Origin of the sequence: Rhizobium sp. RU33A, from assembly GCF_900156055.1 — a bacterium.
In the GTDB taxonomy this organism is placed as follows: domain Bacteria; phylum Pseudomonadota; class Alphaproteobacteria; order Rhizobiales; family Rhizobiaceae; genus Allorhizobium.
Map to the genome: position 1 here is coordinate 371,286 of NZ_FTMQ01000002.1, position 15,720 is coordinate 387,005.

Annotated in this window: 13 protein-coding genes; 9 read left to right on the plus strand and 4 right to left on the minus strand. The window is 61.4% G+C overall.

The window, feature by feature from the left end; translation table 11 throughout:
- Nucleotides 1-32: 32 nt before the first annotated feature.
- Complete coding sequence (gene xylA / locus BW978_RS07735) at nucleotides 33-1,343, plus strand: xylose isomerase (protein WP_076393839.1); 1,311 nt, start codon at nucleotides 33-35, stop codon at nucleotides 1,341-1,343.
- A gap of 291 nt (nucleotides 1,344-1,634) precedes the next feature.
- Here xylA and greA read toward each other — a convergent pair whose 3' ends face one another.
- Both greA and BW978_RS07745 read right to left on the minus strand, forming a co-directional pair.
- Nucleotides 1,635-2,117: a transcription elongation factor GreA gene (greA, locus tag BW978_RS07740; protein WP_076393841.1), complete on the minus strand. Its 483-nt coding sequence runs from the start codon at nucleotides 2,115-2,117 to the stop codon at nucleotides 1,635-1,637.
- 116 nt (nucleotides 2,118-2,233) lie between these two features.
- A complete protein-coding gene (locus BW978_RS07745) occupies nucleotides 2,234-3,253 on the minus strand; it encodes a LacI family DNA-binding transcriptional regulator (RefSeq protein WP_076393843.1) in 1,020 nt (339 codons plus the stop codon).
- Between the two features lie 178 nt (nucleotides 3,254-3,431).
- Here BW978_RS07745 and BW978_RS07750 point away from each other — a divergent pair, with 178 nt between their 5' ends.
- From BW978_RS07750 to BW978_RS07765, 4 genes are all read left to right on the plus strand, one after another.
- The gene (locus BW978_RS07750; RefSeq protein ID WP_076393845.1) at nucleotides 3,432-4,958 is read left to right on the plus strand and encodes a sugar ABC transporter ATP-binding protein; all 1,527 of its coding nucleotides are present in this window, start codon (nucleotides 3,432-3,434) and stop codon (nucleotides 4,956-4,958) included.
- Nucleotides 4,959-5,055: 97 nt separating this feature from the next.
- A complete protein-coding gene (locus BW978_RS07755) occupies nucleotides 5,056-6,066 on the plus strand; it encodes an ABC transporter permease (RefSeq protein WP_076393847.1) in 1,011 nt (336 codons plus the stop codon).
- 69 nt (nucleotides 6,067-6,135) lie between these two features.
- Entirely contained in the window at nucleotides 6,136-7,089 is a 954-nt protein-coding gene (locus BW978_RS07760) for a substrate-binding domain-containing protein (RefSeq protein WP_076393849.1), read from the plus strand.
- Nucleotides 7,090-7,229: 140 nt separating this feature from the next.
- Nucleotides 7,230-8,282 carry a sugar phosphate isomerase/epimerase family protein gene (locus tag BW978_RS07765; RefSeq protein ID WP_076393851.1) on the plus strand — a complete coding sequence of 351 codons (1,053 nt, stop codon included), beginning with the start codon at nucleotides 7,230-7,232 and terminating at the stop codon, nucleotides 8,280-8,282.
- Between the two features lie 3 nt (nucleotides 8,283-8,285).
- Here the strand turns inward: BW978_RS07765 and BW978_RS07770 are convergent, their stop codons facing one another.
- Nucleotides 8,286-8,921, minus strand: a complete 636-nt coding sequence (locus BW978_RS07770; RefSeq protein ID WP_076393853.1) for a CatB-related O-acetyltransferase — start codon at nucleotides 8,919-8,921, stop codon at nucleotides 8,286-8,288.
- A 182-nt stretch (nucleotides 8,922-9,103) separates the two neighbouring features.
- Here BW978_RS07770 and BW978_RS07775 point away from each other — a divergent pair, with 182 nt between their 5' ends.
- Both BW978_RS07775 and BW978_RS07780 read left to right on the plus strand, forming a co-directional pair.
- On the plus strand, nucleotides 9,104-10,291 hold the full coding sequence (locus BW978_RS07775; protein ID WP_076393855.1) for a Gfo/Idh/MocA family protein: 1,188 nt from the start codon (nucleotides 9,104-9,106) through the stop codon (nucleotides 10,289-10,291).
- 392 nt (nucleotides 10,292-10,683) lie between these two features.
- Complete coding sequence (locus BW978_RS07780) at nucleotides 10,684-12,057, plus strand: GH1 family beta-glucosidase (RefSeq protein WP_076393857.1); 1,374 nt, start codon at nucleotides 10,684-10,686, stop codon at nucleotides 12,055-12,057.
- A gap of 33 nt (nucleotides 12,058-12,090) precedes the next feature.
- On the opposite strand, the gene BW978_RS07785 is transcribed toward BW978_RS07780, so the two are convergent.
- On the minus strand, nucleotides 12,091-12,486 hold the full coding sequence (locus BW978_RS07785; protein ID WP_139330390.1) for a winged helix-turn-helix transcriptional regulator: 396 nt from the start codon (nucleotides 12,484-12,486) through the stop codon (nucleotides 12,091-12,093).
- A gap of 161 nt (nucleotides 12,487-12,647) precedes the next feature.
- On the opposite strand from BW978_RS07785, the gene BW978_RS07790 reads away from it, so the two are divergent.
- Together BW978_RS07790 and BW978_RS07795 are read left to right on the plus strand one after the other, a co-directional pair.
- Entirely contained in the window at nucleotides 12,648-13,286 is a 639-nt protein-coding gene (locus BW978_RS07790; RefSeq protein ID WP_076393861.1) for an NAD(P)H-dependent oxidoreductase, read from the plus strand.
- Between the two features lie 182 nt (nucleotides 13,287-13,468).
- The gene (locus BW978_RS07795) at nucleotides 13,469-15,703 is read left to right on the plus strand and encodes a putative bifunctional diguanylate cyclase/phosphodiesterase (protein ID WP_076393863.1); all 2,235 of its coding nucleotides are present in this window, start codon (nucleotides 13,469-13,471) and stop codon (nucleotides 15,701-15,703) included.
- Nucleotides 15,704-15,720: the final 17 nt, after the last annotated feature.

A 15,720-nucleotide genomic window follows, 5' to 3' on the forward strand; every position in this document is an offset into this window, starting at 1 on the left:
TAGACATACAAACACACCAAGGAGGACTACCCATGAGCACAGGTTTCTTCGGCAATATCCAGAAGATCAAATATGAAGGCGAAGGCAGCACCAATCCGCTGGCTTTCCGTCACTACAATCCCGACGAGGTGGTGATGGGCAAGCGGATGGAAGACCATCTGCGCTTTGCGGTTGCCTATTGGCACACCTTCGTCTGGCCGGGCACCGACCCGTTCGGCGGCAACACGTTTGAACGTCAGTGGTTTGAGGACACGATGGCCGCGGCGAAGATGAAGGCCGATGTCGCCTTCGAATTCTTCCAGCTGCTGGGAACGCCCTACTACTGCTTCCACGATGCCGATGTTCGCCCTGAGGGCGCGAGCTTTGCCGAGAACACCAAGAACCTGAACGAGATCGTCGACTACTTCGCCAAAAAGCAGGAAGAGACGGGCGTCAAGCTGCTCTGGGGCACGGCGAACATGTTCTCGCATCGCCGCTACATGTCGGGCGCTGCGACCAACCCGGATCCCGATGTCTTCGCCTTTGCAGCCGCGACCGTGAAGACCTGCATGGATGCGACGCTGAAGCTCGGCGGTGAAAACTATGTTCTGTGGGGTGGCCGCGAAGGCTACGAGACGCTGCTCAACACCGACCTCGGCCGAGAACTCGACCAGATGGGCCGCTTCCTCAACCTCGTCGTCGAATACAAGCACAAGATCGGCTTCAAGGGCGCGATCCTGATCGAGCCGAAGCCGCAGGAGCCGTCGAAGCACCAGTACGACTACGATGTCGCGACCGTGTATGGCTTCCTGAAGCGCTACGGCCTCGAGAACGAAGTGAAGGTCAACATCGAGCAGGGCCATGCGATCCTCGCGGGCCACAGCTTCGAGCACGAACTGGCGCTTGCCAACGCGCTCGGCATCTTCGGCTCGATCGACATGAACCGCAACGACTACCAGTCCGGCTGGGATACCGACCAGTTCCCGAACAATGTTCCGGAAATGGCGCTGGCCTATTACCAGGTCCTGCAGGCCGGCGGCTTCACGACGGGTGGCACCAACTTCGACGCCAAGCTGCGCCGTCAGTCGCTCGACGCCGAAGACCTGCTGATCGGCCATATCGGCGGTATGGACTGCTGCGCCCGCGGCCTGAAGGCTGCTGCCAAGATGGTGGAAGACAAGGCGCTGTCCGGCCCGCTTGGCTCGCGTTATGCCGGTTGGGACAAGGCCGAGAACCAGAAGATGCTGCGTGGCGAAGAAAGCCTCGATGCCATCGCTGCTCGCGTTGAAAGCCAGAACGTCAATCCGAAGCCGGTGTCCGGCAAGCAGGAACTGCTGGAAAACGTTGTTAATCGCTACGTTTGATTTCGGGTATCTTCGATGAAAAAAAGGGCCGGGGCGCGCAAGTGTCCTGGCCTTTTGCATTCCTCAAGCGTCGTCATCCTCGGGCTCGTCCCGAGGATCTACCGAGGGTGGCTGCGGTTGAGACTTCTCCGGAATGCTGGGCGGCAGCTGCGGTCGCCTGAAGAGTCGAGTTTGCGGCAGGCGGCAGTGGATCCTCGGGACGAGCCCGAGGATGACGACGTTTGCGGATTTGGGACATCCGTTGCCGGCCTCAGTTATGACTGCGGTGAAAGGTGTGCCCCCTTGGGCGGCTCAGCCTATGGCCGTAATCTCCAGTTCCTGGTCGCCGACCGTCACCACATCGCCCACACTCTTTCCCATCAGCTGGCTTGCGACCGGCGACACGAAGGAGATCGAGCCCGTCTTTGGGTCCGCCTCGTCCTCACCGACGATGCGGTAGGTCTGGACGCGGCCATCGTCGCGTTCGAAGGTGACCTTGCTACCAAAGGCGACGACCGTGTTGTCGTCCGGGTCCGGGATCACCTGGGCGTTGTGCAGCCGTTCCGTCAGGTATTTGAGGTCACGATAGGGCACGGCCGATTGGCGTCGACGCTCGTTGATGTCCTCGATTGCTTGTGCTGCGAGATAAGCGGCGCGTGCCTCTTCTGCGTGGGTCTCCAGGAGCCGGAAGCCTGACGCCGTCACAAAGTTGGGATGGGACGAGATCGGTCGATCCGGCAGATGGGTTTCTGCTGCGGTTTCCGAACTCTCTTCCTTGGTGAAGGCGACACTCATCTGTAACTTCCGATTGCTGGCAGGGACGGGCTATTGAACCGCCAATGTAGGTGTATGTTGGTCAACGGCCCAGACCGAATATGGGTCCATCTGCAAAGTATGGCGATGCGGCAAGGCTAATGCTTGGCCGGTCCGGCCACAGACCCCCGCACGATCAGGTCCGGCATCAGCAGGATTTCCTGGCGCTCGGTCGGGCGATCGGCGAGTGACTTGATCAGCAGCGACATGGCCTGACGGCCGATCGCGGTGCGGGGCTGGCGGATGGTGGTGAGCGCGGGGTTCACATAGGTCGCCTGGGGCACGTCGTCGAAGCCGATGACGGAGAAGTCGTAGGGCAGGTCGTAGCCGCGGGCGGTCAGGCCGTTGATCACGCCGACGGCGGTCGCATCATTGACGCACATGAATGCGGTCGGCAGCTGATCGCGCATGAAGAGTTGCTCGACGGCGAGGCGGCCGCTCTCGATCGTACCTTCCCCCTCCAGCACGAAGCGCTGGCCCGGCGGGATGCGCGCGGCATCGAGCGCAATGTCGAAGCCCTGGCGCCGACGCTGGTGGCCGAGCCTTGTCTTGCTGTCGCCGATGAAGGCGATGGAGCGGTGCCCGGCCGACAGGAGATGTTCGGCCGCCTTGCGCGCACCGGCGACGTCGTCGACGCCGACATAGGAGATCTTCGAGCCGAAGACGGGTTCGAAGACGGCGACCGAGGGCGGCAGCCTTTGGCCGATGACCTGGTGCCCAAAGGGTTCATGGCCGGTGAAGAGAACGAGGCCTGTCGCCTGGCCGGAGCTTAAAAATTTCAGATATTCGAGCCCACGCTCGGGATCGTTCTGGGTATGGCCTATCAGGACGCCGAAGCCATGGGCGCGTGCTTCGTTCTCAAGGCCAATCAGGGTCGAAGAGAAATTGGGGTCGCCGATATCGGGGGCTAGGATCAGGATCATGTTCGACCGGCCCATGCGCAACGAACGCGCCATGGCATTGGTCGTGTAGCCGGTGATGGCAATCGCCTGGTTGACCCGCTGGCGGGTCGATTTCGCCACCTTGTCCGGGGTGTGGATCGCACGACTGACCGTCGCGATCGACACTTCCGCGATGCGCGCCACGTCCTCGATCGTCGCTGGTGCTGTGTCCGGCACGCGGCTTTATCCCCTATCCGTCTGGAATCGTTGGAGACCTTACATTCACTGCTGCGGTTGCGGAAGCCGAGAGGGAACAAATTGTCCCTATGAGTGAATGATGTAAACCTTTACATCGGCCATGTAAAGGTTTACACAATGGGCCATAAGCGGTTGAGGAGCCGCCTGGGAGGATTGCATGAATTTGGCTGGGGGCGAAGCGCGGACACCCGTGCTCGTGGCGGAGCGTATCTCCAAATCATTTGGCGATGTGCAGGTGCTGTTCAGCGTCGATTTCGACGTCTTGCCGGGCGAGGTTCACGCCCTCATGGGCGAGAACGGTGCTGGCAAATCGACGCTGGTGAAGATCCTCTCAGGCTTCGAGCAGGCGACGGCCGGTCGCATCCTGCTGGATGGTGAACCGGTCACGCTGCCGGCCAATGGCTCCGCCGAGGCGCTCGGTATCGTGCTCATCCACCAGGAATTCAATCTCGCCGACCATCTCACCGTCACCGAGAGCCTGTTTCTCGGTCGCGAAGTCACGCATTTCGGTCTGCTCGATCGCAAGACCATGCAAGCGGAGGCGCGACGTGTGCTCGATCAACTCGGCTCCAGGATCGATGAGAATGCACTGATCAGTTCGCTGCCGGTCGCCGACAAGCAAATGGTCGAGATCGCCAAGGCAATCAGCCGCAAGGCCCGGATCGTCTTCATGGATGAGCCGACGGCCGTTCTCTCGCGCGACGAGACCGAGGTGTTGTTTGACCAGGTGCGCAAGCTGCGTGCGCGGGGAACGAGTTTCGTCTTCGTTTCCCACAAGCTCGACGAAGTCATGGAACTCACCGACCGGGTCACGGTTCTGCGCGACGGCCAATGGGTGAAGACCGCGCCAACGTCGGCGCTCGATAGCGAAGCGATTGCCCAGCTGATGGTCGGGCGCGAATTGTCGAGCCTTTATCCAACCAAACATGAACCCAATGTCGACGAAGAGATCGCGCTTTCGGTTCAAGATCTGACGACGGGGTTTGTGAAGAATGCCAGCTTCGAGCTGAAGCGTGGTGAAGTGCTCGGCTTTTCCGGCCTGATCGGGTCGGGGCGCACGGAGCTGATGGAGGCGGTGGCGGGCCTGCGTCCGCGTCTGTCGGGCGAGGTCAGGCTCAAGGGCTCTGTGCTGGAGGCCGGGGATTTCCGCGAAGCGAACCGGCGTGGGCTCGCCTATATGACCAAGGATCGCAAGGGCAAAGGCTTGTTGCTCGGCGAGGGCATGACGGCGAACCTGACGCTGCAGTCGATGGATAACCATGTGCGCCACGGCTATCTCGATCCCGGCAGCGAGGCGAAGGCCATGGCGCGGGCGAAGCGCCGCTTCGATATCCGGGTGCGCGACGAAAAGGTCCGCGTCGGGCGCATGTCGGGTGGAAATCAGCAGAAGCTGCTGCTTGGCAAGATCATGGAGGTCGAGCCTCAGATCATCATCATCGACGAGCCGACGCGCGGCATCGATGTCGGTACCAAGCAGCAGATCTATCATTTCATCGCAGCGCTCGCCCGCGAGGGTCGCTCGATCATCGTCATCTCCTCGGAAATGCCCGAGGTGATCGGCCTCTGCACGCGGGTCGCCGTCATGCGTGAAGGTCGCATGGTCGGCCTGCTCGAGGGCGACGACATCAACGAACAGACCATCATGCGCTACGCCGCCGGCCTGAAAAGGCAGATGGCGAGCTGACTGACTGCACCAGCCCGGCGGCAAGACCGGGCTTGAACACGAAGACTTCAGGGTGCGCGACCTCAAAACGAGGCGTGCGGGAGGAGACGGGAAGACCATGACTGCCGAGACTGATACGACCACAACTGGCCGTCCACGCCGCACCTTTCGCGATGTGGATCTGCGTGCCGTTGCCCCCTTCGCCGCGCTTCTAATCCTCCTGATCGTTGGCGCGCTGGTGAACCCGAACTTCATCGGCCTCACCAATCTTGCCAATGTCGCGACGCGCTCGGCCTTCATCGCGATCATCGCGGTGGGTGCGACTTTCGTCATCTCCTCAGGCGACCTTGACCTCTCCGTCGGTTCGATGGTGGCCTTCGTTGCCAGCCTGATGATCCTGTTCATGAATTCCGGCGCGATTGCCGATCCCGGCCTGATGATTGCCGCCGCGATGGCCCTTGCCATCGTCATCGGCTCGCTCTGCGGTCTCGCCAACGGGTTGATCACCACTGTCGGCAAGATCGAACCCTTTATCGCCACGCTCGGCACGATGGGCATTTATCGCGGCCTGACCACCTGGCTCTCTCAGGGCGGGGCGATCACGCTGCGTGATACGGCCCAGCAGGACATCTACCGGCCGGTCTATTTCGGCTCGATCCTCGGCTTGCCTGTGCCGATCGTCATCATTCTCGTCGTCACCGCCATTGCCGCCCTCGTCCTCTACCGCACGCGCTACGGTCGCCATGTCGTCGCCGTTGGCTCGAACCGGGACGTCGCGCGCTATTCCGGCATTGCGGTTGATCGAGTGCGCACCATCGCCTTCGTCATTCAGGGCCTCTGCGTGGCGATTGCCGTGCTGCTTTACGTGCCGCGTCTCGGCTCGACTTCTGCAACGACCGGCATCCTTTGGGAGCTGCAGGCGATCACCGCCGTCGTTGTCGGCGGTACGGCGCTCAAGGGCGGGGCGGGGCGTGTCTGGGGCACGATCTGCGGTGCCTTCATCCTCGAGCTGGTCGGCAACATCATGCTGCTCTCGAATTTCATCTCCGAATATCTGATCGGCGCCATCCAGGGCACGATCATCATCATCGCGATGCTCGTCCAGCGGTCGCTGGCGCGCAAGGCGTAAGGAAACGGCCGGGCAGGAGGGTCGCCCGGTCCGTTCAAACTCGACCCTCGTCACTTTGGGAGGAAACCAATGCACAAGAAACTTTTGGGTATGGCTGTTGCCATGACCGCGCTCGTGTCGATCTTCGGCGCAGCGCAGGCCCAGGATGCCAAGACGATCGGTGTCTCGATCCCGGCCGCAACACATGGCTGGACATCGGGTGTGATCTATCATGCCGAGCGTATTGCCAAGCAGCTCATGGAGCGCCATCCGGGCCTCAATGTCGTCGTGAAAACCTCTGCTGATCCGTCCAGCCAGGCGAATGCCGTGCAGGATCTGGCGACGCAAGGCATCGACGCGCTCGTCATCCTGCCGACGGATCCGGATCCGCTTGTCAACGCCATCCGCCAGATCAAGGACAGCGGCAAGTTCGTCGCGCTCGTCGACCGCGCACCGTCGGTCAACGACAACACCGTCCGTGACCTTTACGTGGCCGGCAACAACCCGGCTCTCGGCGAAGTCGCCGGCAAGTATATTGCCGAGACCACGCCGGACGCCGAAGTCGTCGTCATCCGCGGTATGCCGATCCCGATCGATCAGCAGCGCCAGGACGGTTTCGACAAGGGTATCGAAGGCTCCAACGTCAAGATCCTCGACCGCCAGTTCGGCAACTGGAACCGCGACGATGCCTTCAAGGTCATGCAGGACTACCTGACCAAATATCCGAAGATCGATGTGGTCTGGTGCCAGGACGACGACATGGCCGTCGGCGTACTTCAGGCGATCGAACAGGCCGGCCGTACCGATATCCAGTACATCATCGGTGGTGCCGGTTCGAAGGACATGATCAAGAAGGTCATGGACGGCGACAAGATGGTGCCGGTCAACGTTCTCTATCCGCCGTCGATGGTTGGCACGGCGATGGAAATGACGGCTGCCGCCCTCTACGACAGCGTTCCGGTGCATGGCACCTACACGCTGGACGCGACACTGATCACCCCTGAAAACGCGGAAGGCTACTACTTCCCGGATTCGCCTTTCTGATCCGCAGGACTTCAACGCCATGGTCTGCCCGGGTTTTTCCCGGGCAGATTTCCGCTGTGAACATCATTGCGGTTGTGTCGAAATTCCATCTCCTGTAATCGTTCACGGAAACGTTGCAGGGATCTCAGGGAGGAGAATTCATGAAGACGATCAAAGGACCGGCGATCTTTCTCGGCCAGTTTGCGGGTGATGCCGCACCGTTCAACACCTGGGATGGGATTACCAAATGGGCGGCCGAAAAGGGTTATGAGGGCGTCCAGGTTCCGACCTGGGCCGGCCAGCTGATGGACCTGAAAAAGGCCGCTGAATCCAAGGATTATTGCGACGAGCTTGCCGGTGTGGCGCGGGCGAACGGCGTCGAAATCACGGAACTCTCCACCCACCTGCAGGGCCAGTTGGTCGCGGTTCATCCGGCCTATGACGAAGCCTTCGACGGCTTTGCCGCACCCGAAGTGCGCGGAAATCCGAAGGCCCGCCAGGAATGGGCGGTGCAACAGGTCAAATATGCGCTGAAGGCTTCGCGCAATCTCGGCATCAAGGCGCATGCGACCTTCTCGGGCGCGCTTGCCTGGCCCTATATCTATCCCTGGCCTCAGCGCCCGGCGGGTCTGGTCGAGACCGCTTTTGACGAACTTGCACGCCGCTGGTTGCCGATCCTCGATTACGCGGACGAACAGGGTGTCGACGTCTGCTATGAGATCCATCCGGGCGAAGACCTGCATGATGGCGTGACCTTCGAGATGTTCCTCGAGCGGGTGAAGAACCACTCCCGCGCCAACATGCTCTATGACCCGTCGCATTACGTGCTGCAGTGCCTCGACTATCTCGACAACATCGACATCTACAAAGACCGGATCAAGATGTTCCACGTCAAGGACGCGGAGTTCAACCCGACCGGTCGGCAGGGCGTCTATGGTGGTTACCAGGGCTGGGTCAACCGCGCCGGGCGCTTCCGCTCGCTCGGTGACGGCCAGGTCGATTTCGGCGCGATTTTTTCGAAGATGGCAGCGAACGACTTCGACGGCTGGGCCGTTGTCGAATGGGAATGCGCACTGAAGCATCCGGAAGACGGCGCCCGCGAAGGGGCCGATTTCGTCCGGGCGCATATCATCCGCGTCACCGAGAAGGCGTTCGACGACTTCGCGTCTGGCGGTACGGACGATGCCGCGAACCGCCGGATGCTGGGGCTCTGATCGTCACGCCTGCTTGAGGGCGGCGATGTCGCCGCTCTCGAGGTGGGGCAGGGCGCGTTCGATCTTGTCGAGCGGCCAGTCCCACCAGGCGAGGGTTAGGAGTTCAGCGATCTCCTCGTCCGTGAAGCGTTTGCGGATCAAGTTAGCGGGATTGCCGCCGACGATCGCGTAGGGCGGCACATCGCGGGTGACGACCGCACGCGCGGCAATGATGGCTCCGGAGCCGATCGTGACCCCCGGCATGATCGTTGCGCCATGGCCGATCCAGACATCATGGCCGATGATGGTGTCTTGGAAAGGCAGCTCCTGATAGCCGCCGATTGTGTCAGGGCTGAAGACGCGGAAGGGATAGGTCGTCACACCCGACATGGCATGGTTGGCCGAACTGGTGATGAAGATCACCTCGCGGGCAATCTGCACGAAGCGGCCGATCACCAGCCGTTCCTGGCTGAAGGGGTAGAGATAGGGCGCGAGGATCGCTGCCGTCTCTTCTGCGGTGCCGGAATGGGTGAAATAGCTGAAGTCGCCGATCTCCATTCGGGGATGATCGATGACGGCAGCAAGCTGAACGGTCTCGCGATAGGGTGTCCCATCGGCGAGCGTGATCGGATAGGGTATTCTCGGGTCGAGAATAGGCATGGTTGAGATCCTTGCAAAAGCTTCCATTCAGCGTCGCGGTGATCGCTGACGCGGGCTTGTTCGCTTTGCCTCAGAAGAGGCGGATCTCAGATGTTCACTGTCAGGGCATCCTTCTTCTCGGATGCCAGTCTAACGGATCTGGAGCGTGAACTCCAGACGCAGCTCATGAAGGAGGACGCATCATGGCGATCGAAGCAAGCAAGTCGGGCGAACGGACACCGAAGATCCGGTTGGGGATGGTCGGCGGTGGCGCCGGGGCCTTCATCGGCGCAGTGCACCGCATGGCGGCCCGTCTCGACGACCAGTACGACCTCGTTGCCGGTGCTCTGTCCTCGACACCGGAGAAGTCGGTGGCCTCCGGTCGCGAACTCGGGCTCGATCCCGAGCGTTGCTACGGTTCTTACGAAGAGATGGCGGAAAAGGAAGCGGCGCGCCCCGACGGTATCGAGGCCGTGTCGATCGTGACGCCGAACCATGTGCATTTCCCGGCCGCCAAGGCCTTCCTGGAGCGTGGCATCCATGTCATCTGCGATAAGCCGCTCACCTCAAATCTCGAAGACGCCAAGGCGCTGAAGGCGGTTGCCGACAAGGCCAAGGCGCTGTTTATCCTCACCCACAATTACACTGGCTATCCGATGGTGCGGCATGCGCGCGAGCTTGTGCGCTCCGGCGAACTCGGGGATCTGCGTCTCGTGCAGATGGAATATCCGCAGGATTGGCTGGCCGAGCCGATCGAGCAGACCGGCCAGAAGCAGGCCGCCTGGCGCACCGATCCGAAGCAGTCGGGTGCGGGTGGTTCGACCGGTGATATCGGCACGCATGCCTATAATCTCGGCTCGTTCATCTCCGGCCTCGAACTCGACGAGCTGGCAGCTGATGTGCACACCTTCGTCGAAGGGCGCCGTCTCGACGACAACGCCCATGTGATGCTGCGCTTCAAAGCCAAGGGGACAGAAATGCCCGCCAAGGGTCTGCTCTGGTGCAGCCAGGTGGCGACCGGCAACGAGAACGGGCTGAAGGTCCGCATCTATGGCACGAAGGCCGGCATCGAATGGACGCAGGCTGATCCGAACTATCTGTGGTTCACCCGGCTTGGCGAACCCAAGCAGTTGATCACGCGTGGCGGGGCAGGGGCGAATGCCGCAGCTGGCCGCGTGACACGTATTCCGTCGGGTCATCCGGAAGGCTATCTCGAAGCTTTCGCAACGATCTATACGGAAGCGGCTCACGCCATCAATGCGGCAAAGGCCGGGACTGCGGTCGATGCGGCGGTGATCTATCCGACGGTCGATGACGGCGTGAAGGGGGTCGCGTTCGTTGAGGCTTGCATCGAGTCGGGCAAAAAGAATGGCGGTTGGGTGAAGGTTTGATCTCAGCTTCCGTTTGAGGCGAGTTTTGAGGGGCGTTAGCGGCTCTTTCTCTCTTCTCCCCAGCGGGGAGAAGGTGGCGCGCAGCACCGGATGAGGGGGAGCGAAGCTCAGGCGACATGTTTGCGCATGTCGATCCGCCCCCTCACCCTGCCTCCGCTGCGCTCGGCTTCCCTCTCGCCACGGGGAGAGGAGGGCACGCCGGCCTCGTGCAGGTCACCCCACCCCTCCGCTGCGCTCCCACCCTCCCCCTCTAGGGGAGAGGAGGGTGTCTTAACTGCAACGTTGCAGTTTTTTGTTCCTGATGTCTTCACCGCGTTGCGCCTTTGCTCTAAACCGCTCAACGACCGACTGCGGGCGCCCATCTGCGCCCTGATATGACGAAGGACAGTGTCATGATCGATCCCAAGGCTCTCGCCTCGCGTTTTCCCGGTGACTTCCTGTTTGGGGTCGCGACCGCCTCCTTCCAGATTGAAGGAGCGTCGAAGGCGGATGGGCGCAAGCCCTCGATCTGGGATGCGTTTTCCAACATGCCGGGCCGGGTTTATGGGCGGCATAATGGCGATATGGCCTGCGATCACTACAATCGCTGGGAAAGCGATCTTGATCTGATCAAGGACATGGGCGTGACCGGCTATCGCTTCTCGATCGCCTGGCCGCGCGTCCTTCCGGAAGGAACGGGCCCGATCAACGAGAAGGGTCTCGATTTCTATGACAACCTCGTCGACGGGCTGAAGGCACGCGGCATCAAGGCCTATGCGACGCTCTACCATTGGGATCTGCCGCTTGCCTTGACGGGCGAGGGCGGCTGGACGGCGCGCTCCACGGCACAGGCTTTCCAGCGCTATACCAAAGTGGTGATGGAGCGGCTCGGCGACCGGCTCGATGCGGTCGCAACCTTCAACGAGCCCTGGTGCTCGGTCTGGCTCAGCCATCTCTACGGCGTGCATGCGCCCGGCGAGCGCAGCATGGATGCGGCCCTTCATGCGCTGCACTACACCAATCTGGCGCACGGTCTTTCCGTTCAGGCGATCCGGGAAATTAGCCCCAAGGTGCCCGTGGGGTTGGTGCTCAATGCGCATGAGACGCTGCCGGGCTCCGACAGCGCTGAAGATCGCGCGGCGGCCGAGCGGGCGCATCAGTTCCACAATGGCGTCTTCTTCGATCCAGTCTTCAGGGGCGAATATCCGGCCGAGTTCCTCTCGGCGCTGGGGCATCGCATGCCCAAGATCGAGGAGGGCGATCTCGGCATCATCAGCCAGCCGCTCGATTGGTGGGGGCTCAACTACTACACGCCGATGCGCGTTGCCGCCGATCCGACGCCGGGTGCCGAATTCCCGGCGACCGTCAATGCGGCTCCGGTTTCGGATGTGAAAACCGATATCGGCTGGGAAGTCTATGCGCCGGCGCTGAAGTCGCTCGTCGAGCGGCTCTATGCCCGCTACGACCTGCCGGTTTGTTACATCACCGAAAACGGCGCCTGTTACAACATGGAGGTCGAGGGTGGCGAGGTCGAGGACCAGCCGCGGCTGGATTATTACGCTGAGCATCTCGACAAGGTCGCCGATCTGATTGCCGATGGCTATCCGATGCAGGGCTATTTCGCCTGGTCGCTGATGGACAATTTCGAGTGGGCGGAGGGGTACCGGATGCGCTTCGGCCTCGTGCATGTCGATTACGACACCCAGGTCCGCACCATCAAGAAGAGCGGCAAGTGGTATCGTGATCTTGCCTCAGAGTTTCCGAAGGGAAACTTCAAGGCGGATTGAGCGGGCAGGGGGCTATGGCCCCCGTAATCCTGGTCAGCCGAGCTTGATCAGCTTGTTGCCGGCATCCACTTCGTTGCGCCGGTCGAAGTCGGCACGGGCCGACTGGATGCGTTCGTGATGGGTGAAAACCCAGCCGCCCAGCGCCCGGATCGGCTCGCCGAAGGAGCGGCCGAGATCGGTCAGGGCATATTCCACCTTGGGTGGCACGGTGGGATGCACTGTGCGTTCGACGATGCCGTCCCGCTCCAGTGCGCGCAGTGTCAATGTCAGCATGCGCTGGGATATGCCGACCACCGATCGCTTCAGATCGGAGAAGCGTTGCGGCCCGTCTCCGAGCATCATGATGACCAGAACCGTCCATTTATCACCCAGACGGGCCAGCATTTCGCTGACGGTCTGGCACTTGTTAGGATCGTAGTTATCGCACATGGAGGGTCCAATCGTTCCATCGGTGTAACCTGGTATCAAAAATGTGCCTTCTTGCACAAATTTTCCGGTTCCATATCTAGGCCTGGTTACGAATTTATACCAGACCCGATCGGCCGTGCCAACTCCCGTGGCGCCTTGAGGGTTCAAACAGGAGCGACACCATGTCCGCATTGATCGAAAAGCTCAACTGGCGTTATGCCACCAAGAAGATGGACCCTTCCAAGTCCGTGTCCGAGGACAAGGTCGAGCGCATTGTCGAGGCCGCGCGTCTCGCACCGACCTCCAGCGGGTTGCAGCCCTTTGAAGTGATCGTCGTTACCAACAAGGACGTCCGTGCCAAGATCCAGGAAATCGCCTGGAACCAGGCACAGGTGACCGAAGGCTCGCATCTTCTCGTCTTCGCCGCCTGGGACAATTACACGGTCGAGCGCATCAACCACATGTTCGACCTGACCAATGACGAGCGCGGCTTCAAGAACGAGGGCTTCGAAAATTATCGTCAGATGCTGCTCGGCATGTATCCGGGCCGCGATGCGGACGTGAACTTCGAGCATGCCGCCCGCCAGGCCTATATCGGCTTTGGCATGTCGGTTGCTGCCGCCGCCTTCGAAGGCGTCGATGCGACCCCGATGGAAGGTTTCGATGCGGCCAAGCTCGACGAGATCCTTGGTCTTCGCGAAAAGGGTCTGCGTTCGGTGACGATCCTGCCGCTCGGTTATCGCGCCGCCGAAGGCGACTGGCTTGCCGGACTGAAGAAGGTGCGTCGTCCGAAGGATGAGTTCGTCTCCGTCGTCGCCTGACCATCCGTCTATCCGTGTCGGTACCTCCAGGCCGACCTGCAAAGGGCTCCGGGAAACCGGGGTCCTTTTTCGTTGCATATCAGGATATTCAGGTGGTTGGTTATTCTGCATGCTCTTCAGTGTGTTAAGTCAAATTGAACACATTTCGACGCAAGGTGTGGCTTCAGCCTTGGGTAGATCGTATGCGGCTTCACCATTTCGACAGACGGCTACGGCCACTTGCCACCCGACGGGTGGCGGTCGCAGTCTTGCTCGTCGTTTTCGCGACCATGGCGATGATGGTGGCCTCGATCGTGATGACCGCGCTCGATCGCGTCGCGAGCTATGCCAACCATCTGGACGAGGAACGCTCGCGCGAAACGCTCGTCGGCGCCGTTCAGACCTTCGAACATCAGCTGGGCGCGACACTGCTCGACTACACTGCCTGGGATGATGCCGCGACCAATGCCTATGTCCACAAGGACATGGCCTGGATGATCAGCAATTTTGGCGACATGACCTTCGACAGCGACCTGTTCGACGTGGCGATCGTGCTCGATGCCGAGGGGCGTCCGATGATGGCCTATTCTGACGGGGAGCCGGTCGAGGGCGATGCCCGTGGCTATCTGACGCCTGCGTTGGTGGAGCTCTTCGACAAGGTGCGCTCAGGCCAGAGCGGTCTCGTTCCCCAGTCGCTCGGCTTCATCCGCACGCAAAGGGGGATCGGCTCTGCCGGTGTTGCCCTGATCCGTCCGAAATCAGGAGACGTCGGCGTTCCCCGGGCAGAGCGAGTCTATCTCGCCTTCATCCGGCATCTTTCGCCGCTTACGGTGGAGCGACTGTCCGACGCTTATGTGCTTCCCGGCCTCGTCCTGACGCCGCCGTCCTCGAGCAATGCATCCGTCACGATCTCTGCTCCTTCCGGTCAGGCCATCGCCTCCCTGGCTTGGACCCCGCGTGCCCCGGGAGACCAGAGCCGCGAACAGGTCGCGCCCCTGATCAAGGCGGCGCTGGTGATCGTTACCATCTATGCCGTCCTGCTCGTCATCATCGGCAATGCCGAGTTGCGCCGGGTGCGGGCCGATGAAGCCAATGCCGTCCAGCTCGCGCAGACCGATCGCCTCAGCGGTCTCCTCAATCGTGCCGGGCTTACCCAGTTGCTTGAGGATCAGGTGCGACGCGGGCGCGACATGAACGAAGATGTCGTGCTGCTCTATCTCGATCTGGATGGCTTCAAGGAGGTCAACGACGCCTATGGTCATGCGACGGGCGACCGGCTCATCCGCGCGGTCGCGGCCGGCCTCTCGGTTCTGGTCGGTGATGCTTCCGCACTTGCCAGGATCGGCGGCGACGAATTCGGCATCGTGCTGACGGGCAACAATGCACAGGAGCGTGCCCTTTCACTTGCAGGTTCTATCATCGCCTTCTTCGACGAGCCTGTGCTTCTGGGCGAACGGACCGTCGTTGTCGGTTGCAGCATCGGCATCTGCGTTTCCGAGGGCGGTCTTGTCGATGGTGGCGAGCTGACGCGGCGCGCCGACATGGCCATGTATTCGTCCAAGGATGGTGGCCGTGGCCGCTGGACGGTCTACGACCCCCGCATGGACGAGGAGCGGGAAAGCCGCAATCAGATGGAAATCGATCTGCGCGAGGCCATCGCACGCGGTGAAATCGAGGTCGTCTACCAACCGGTCGTCGATGCCAAGACCTTCACCCTGGTCAGCGTCGAGGCGCTGGCGCGCTGGACGCGCAGGGGACATGGGCCGGTGTCGCCGGACGTGTTCATTCCGATCGCCGAGACCAGCGGCCTGATCGATCAGCTCGGCCTCTGCGTTCTCAGCCAGGCTCTTCGCCAGCTCGGTGATTGGCCCGAGCTGAAGCTTTCTGTCAACGTTTCTCCAGGCCAGTTCCGGGATCCGGCCTTTGTCGATCATGTCGCGGCGACCTTCGCGGAGGCGCGCATCGAGCCCGGTCGGGTCGTCATGGAGATGACCGAAACCTACTTCATCCAGAGCCCCGAACGGGCAAGGCTCGCCATGGACCGGCTGCGGTCGCTCGGCCTCAGGATCGCGCTTGATGATTTCGGCGCAGGTTTCTCCAGTGTTGGCTATCTCCGGCAATTCGGCTTTGATCGGATGAAGATCGACCGGTCGCTCGTCCAATCGCTCGATCGGGGCCATCGGGCCGTGGAAATGCTGCAGGCAACTGTGGCTCTTGCCCGCTCGCTCGGCATCCCCGTCACGGCCGAGGGGGTCGAGACCGAGCAGCAGGCCGTCATCCTTCGGATTGCTGGCTGCGACCAGTTGCAAGGCTATCTCTTCGGCCGTCCGCAGTCCCCAGAACAGATTGCCGCGCTGATGCTAAGACCGATGGAACTGCGGGCCAAGGCTGCCGAACTTGCCTTTGCCGCCGGCCGCGATGGTGGCCTGCCGGCCTGAGCATAGGAACGGATGAT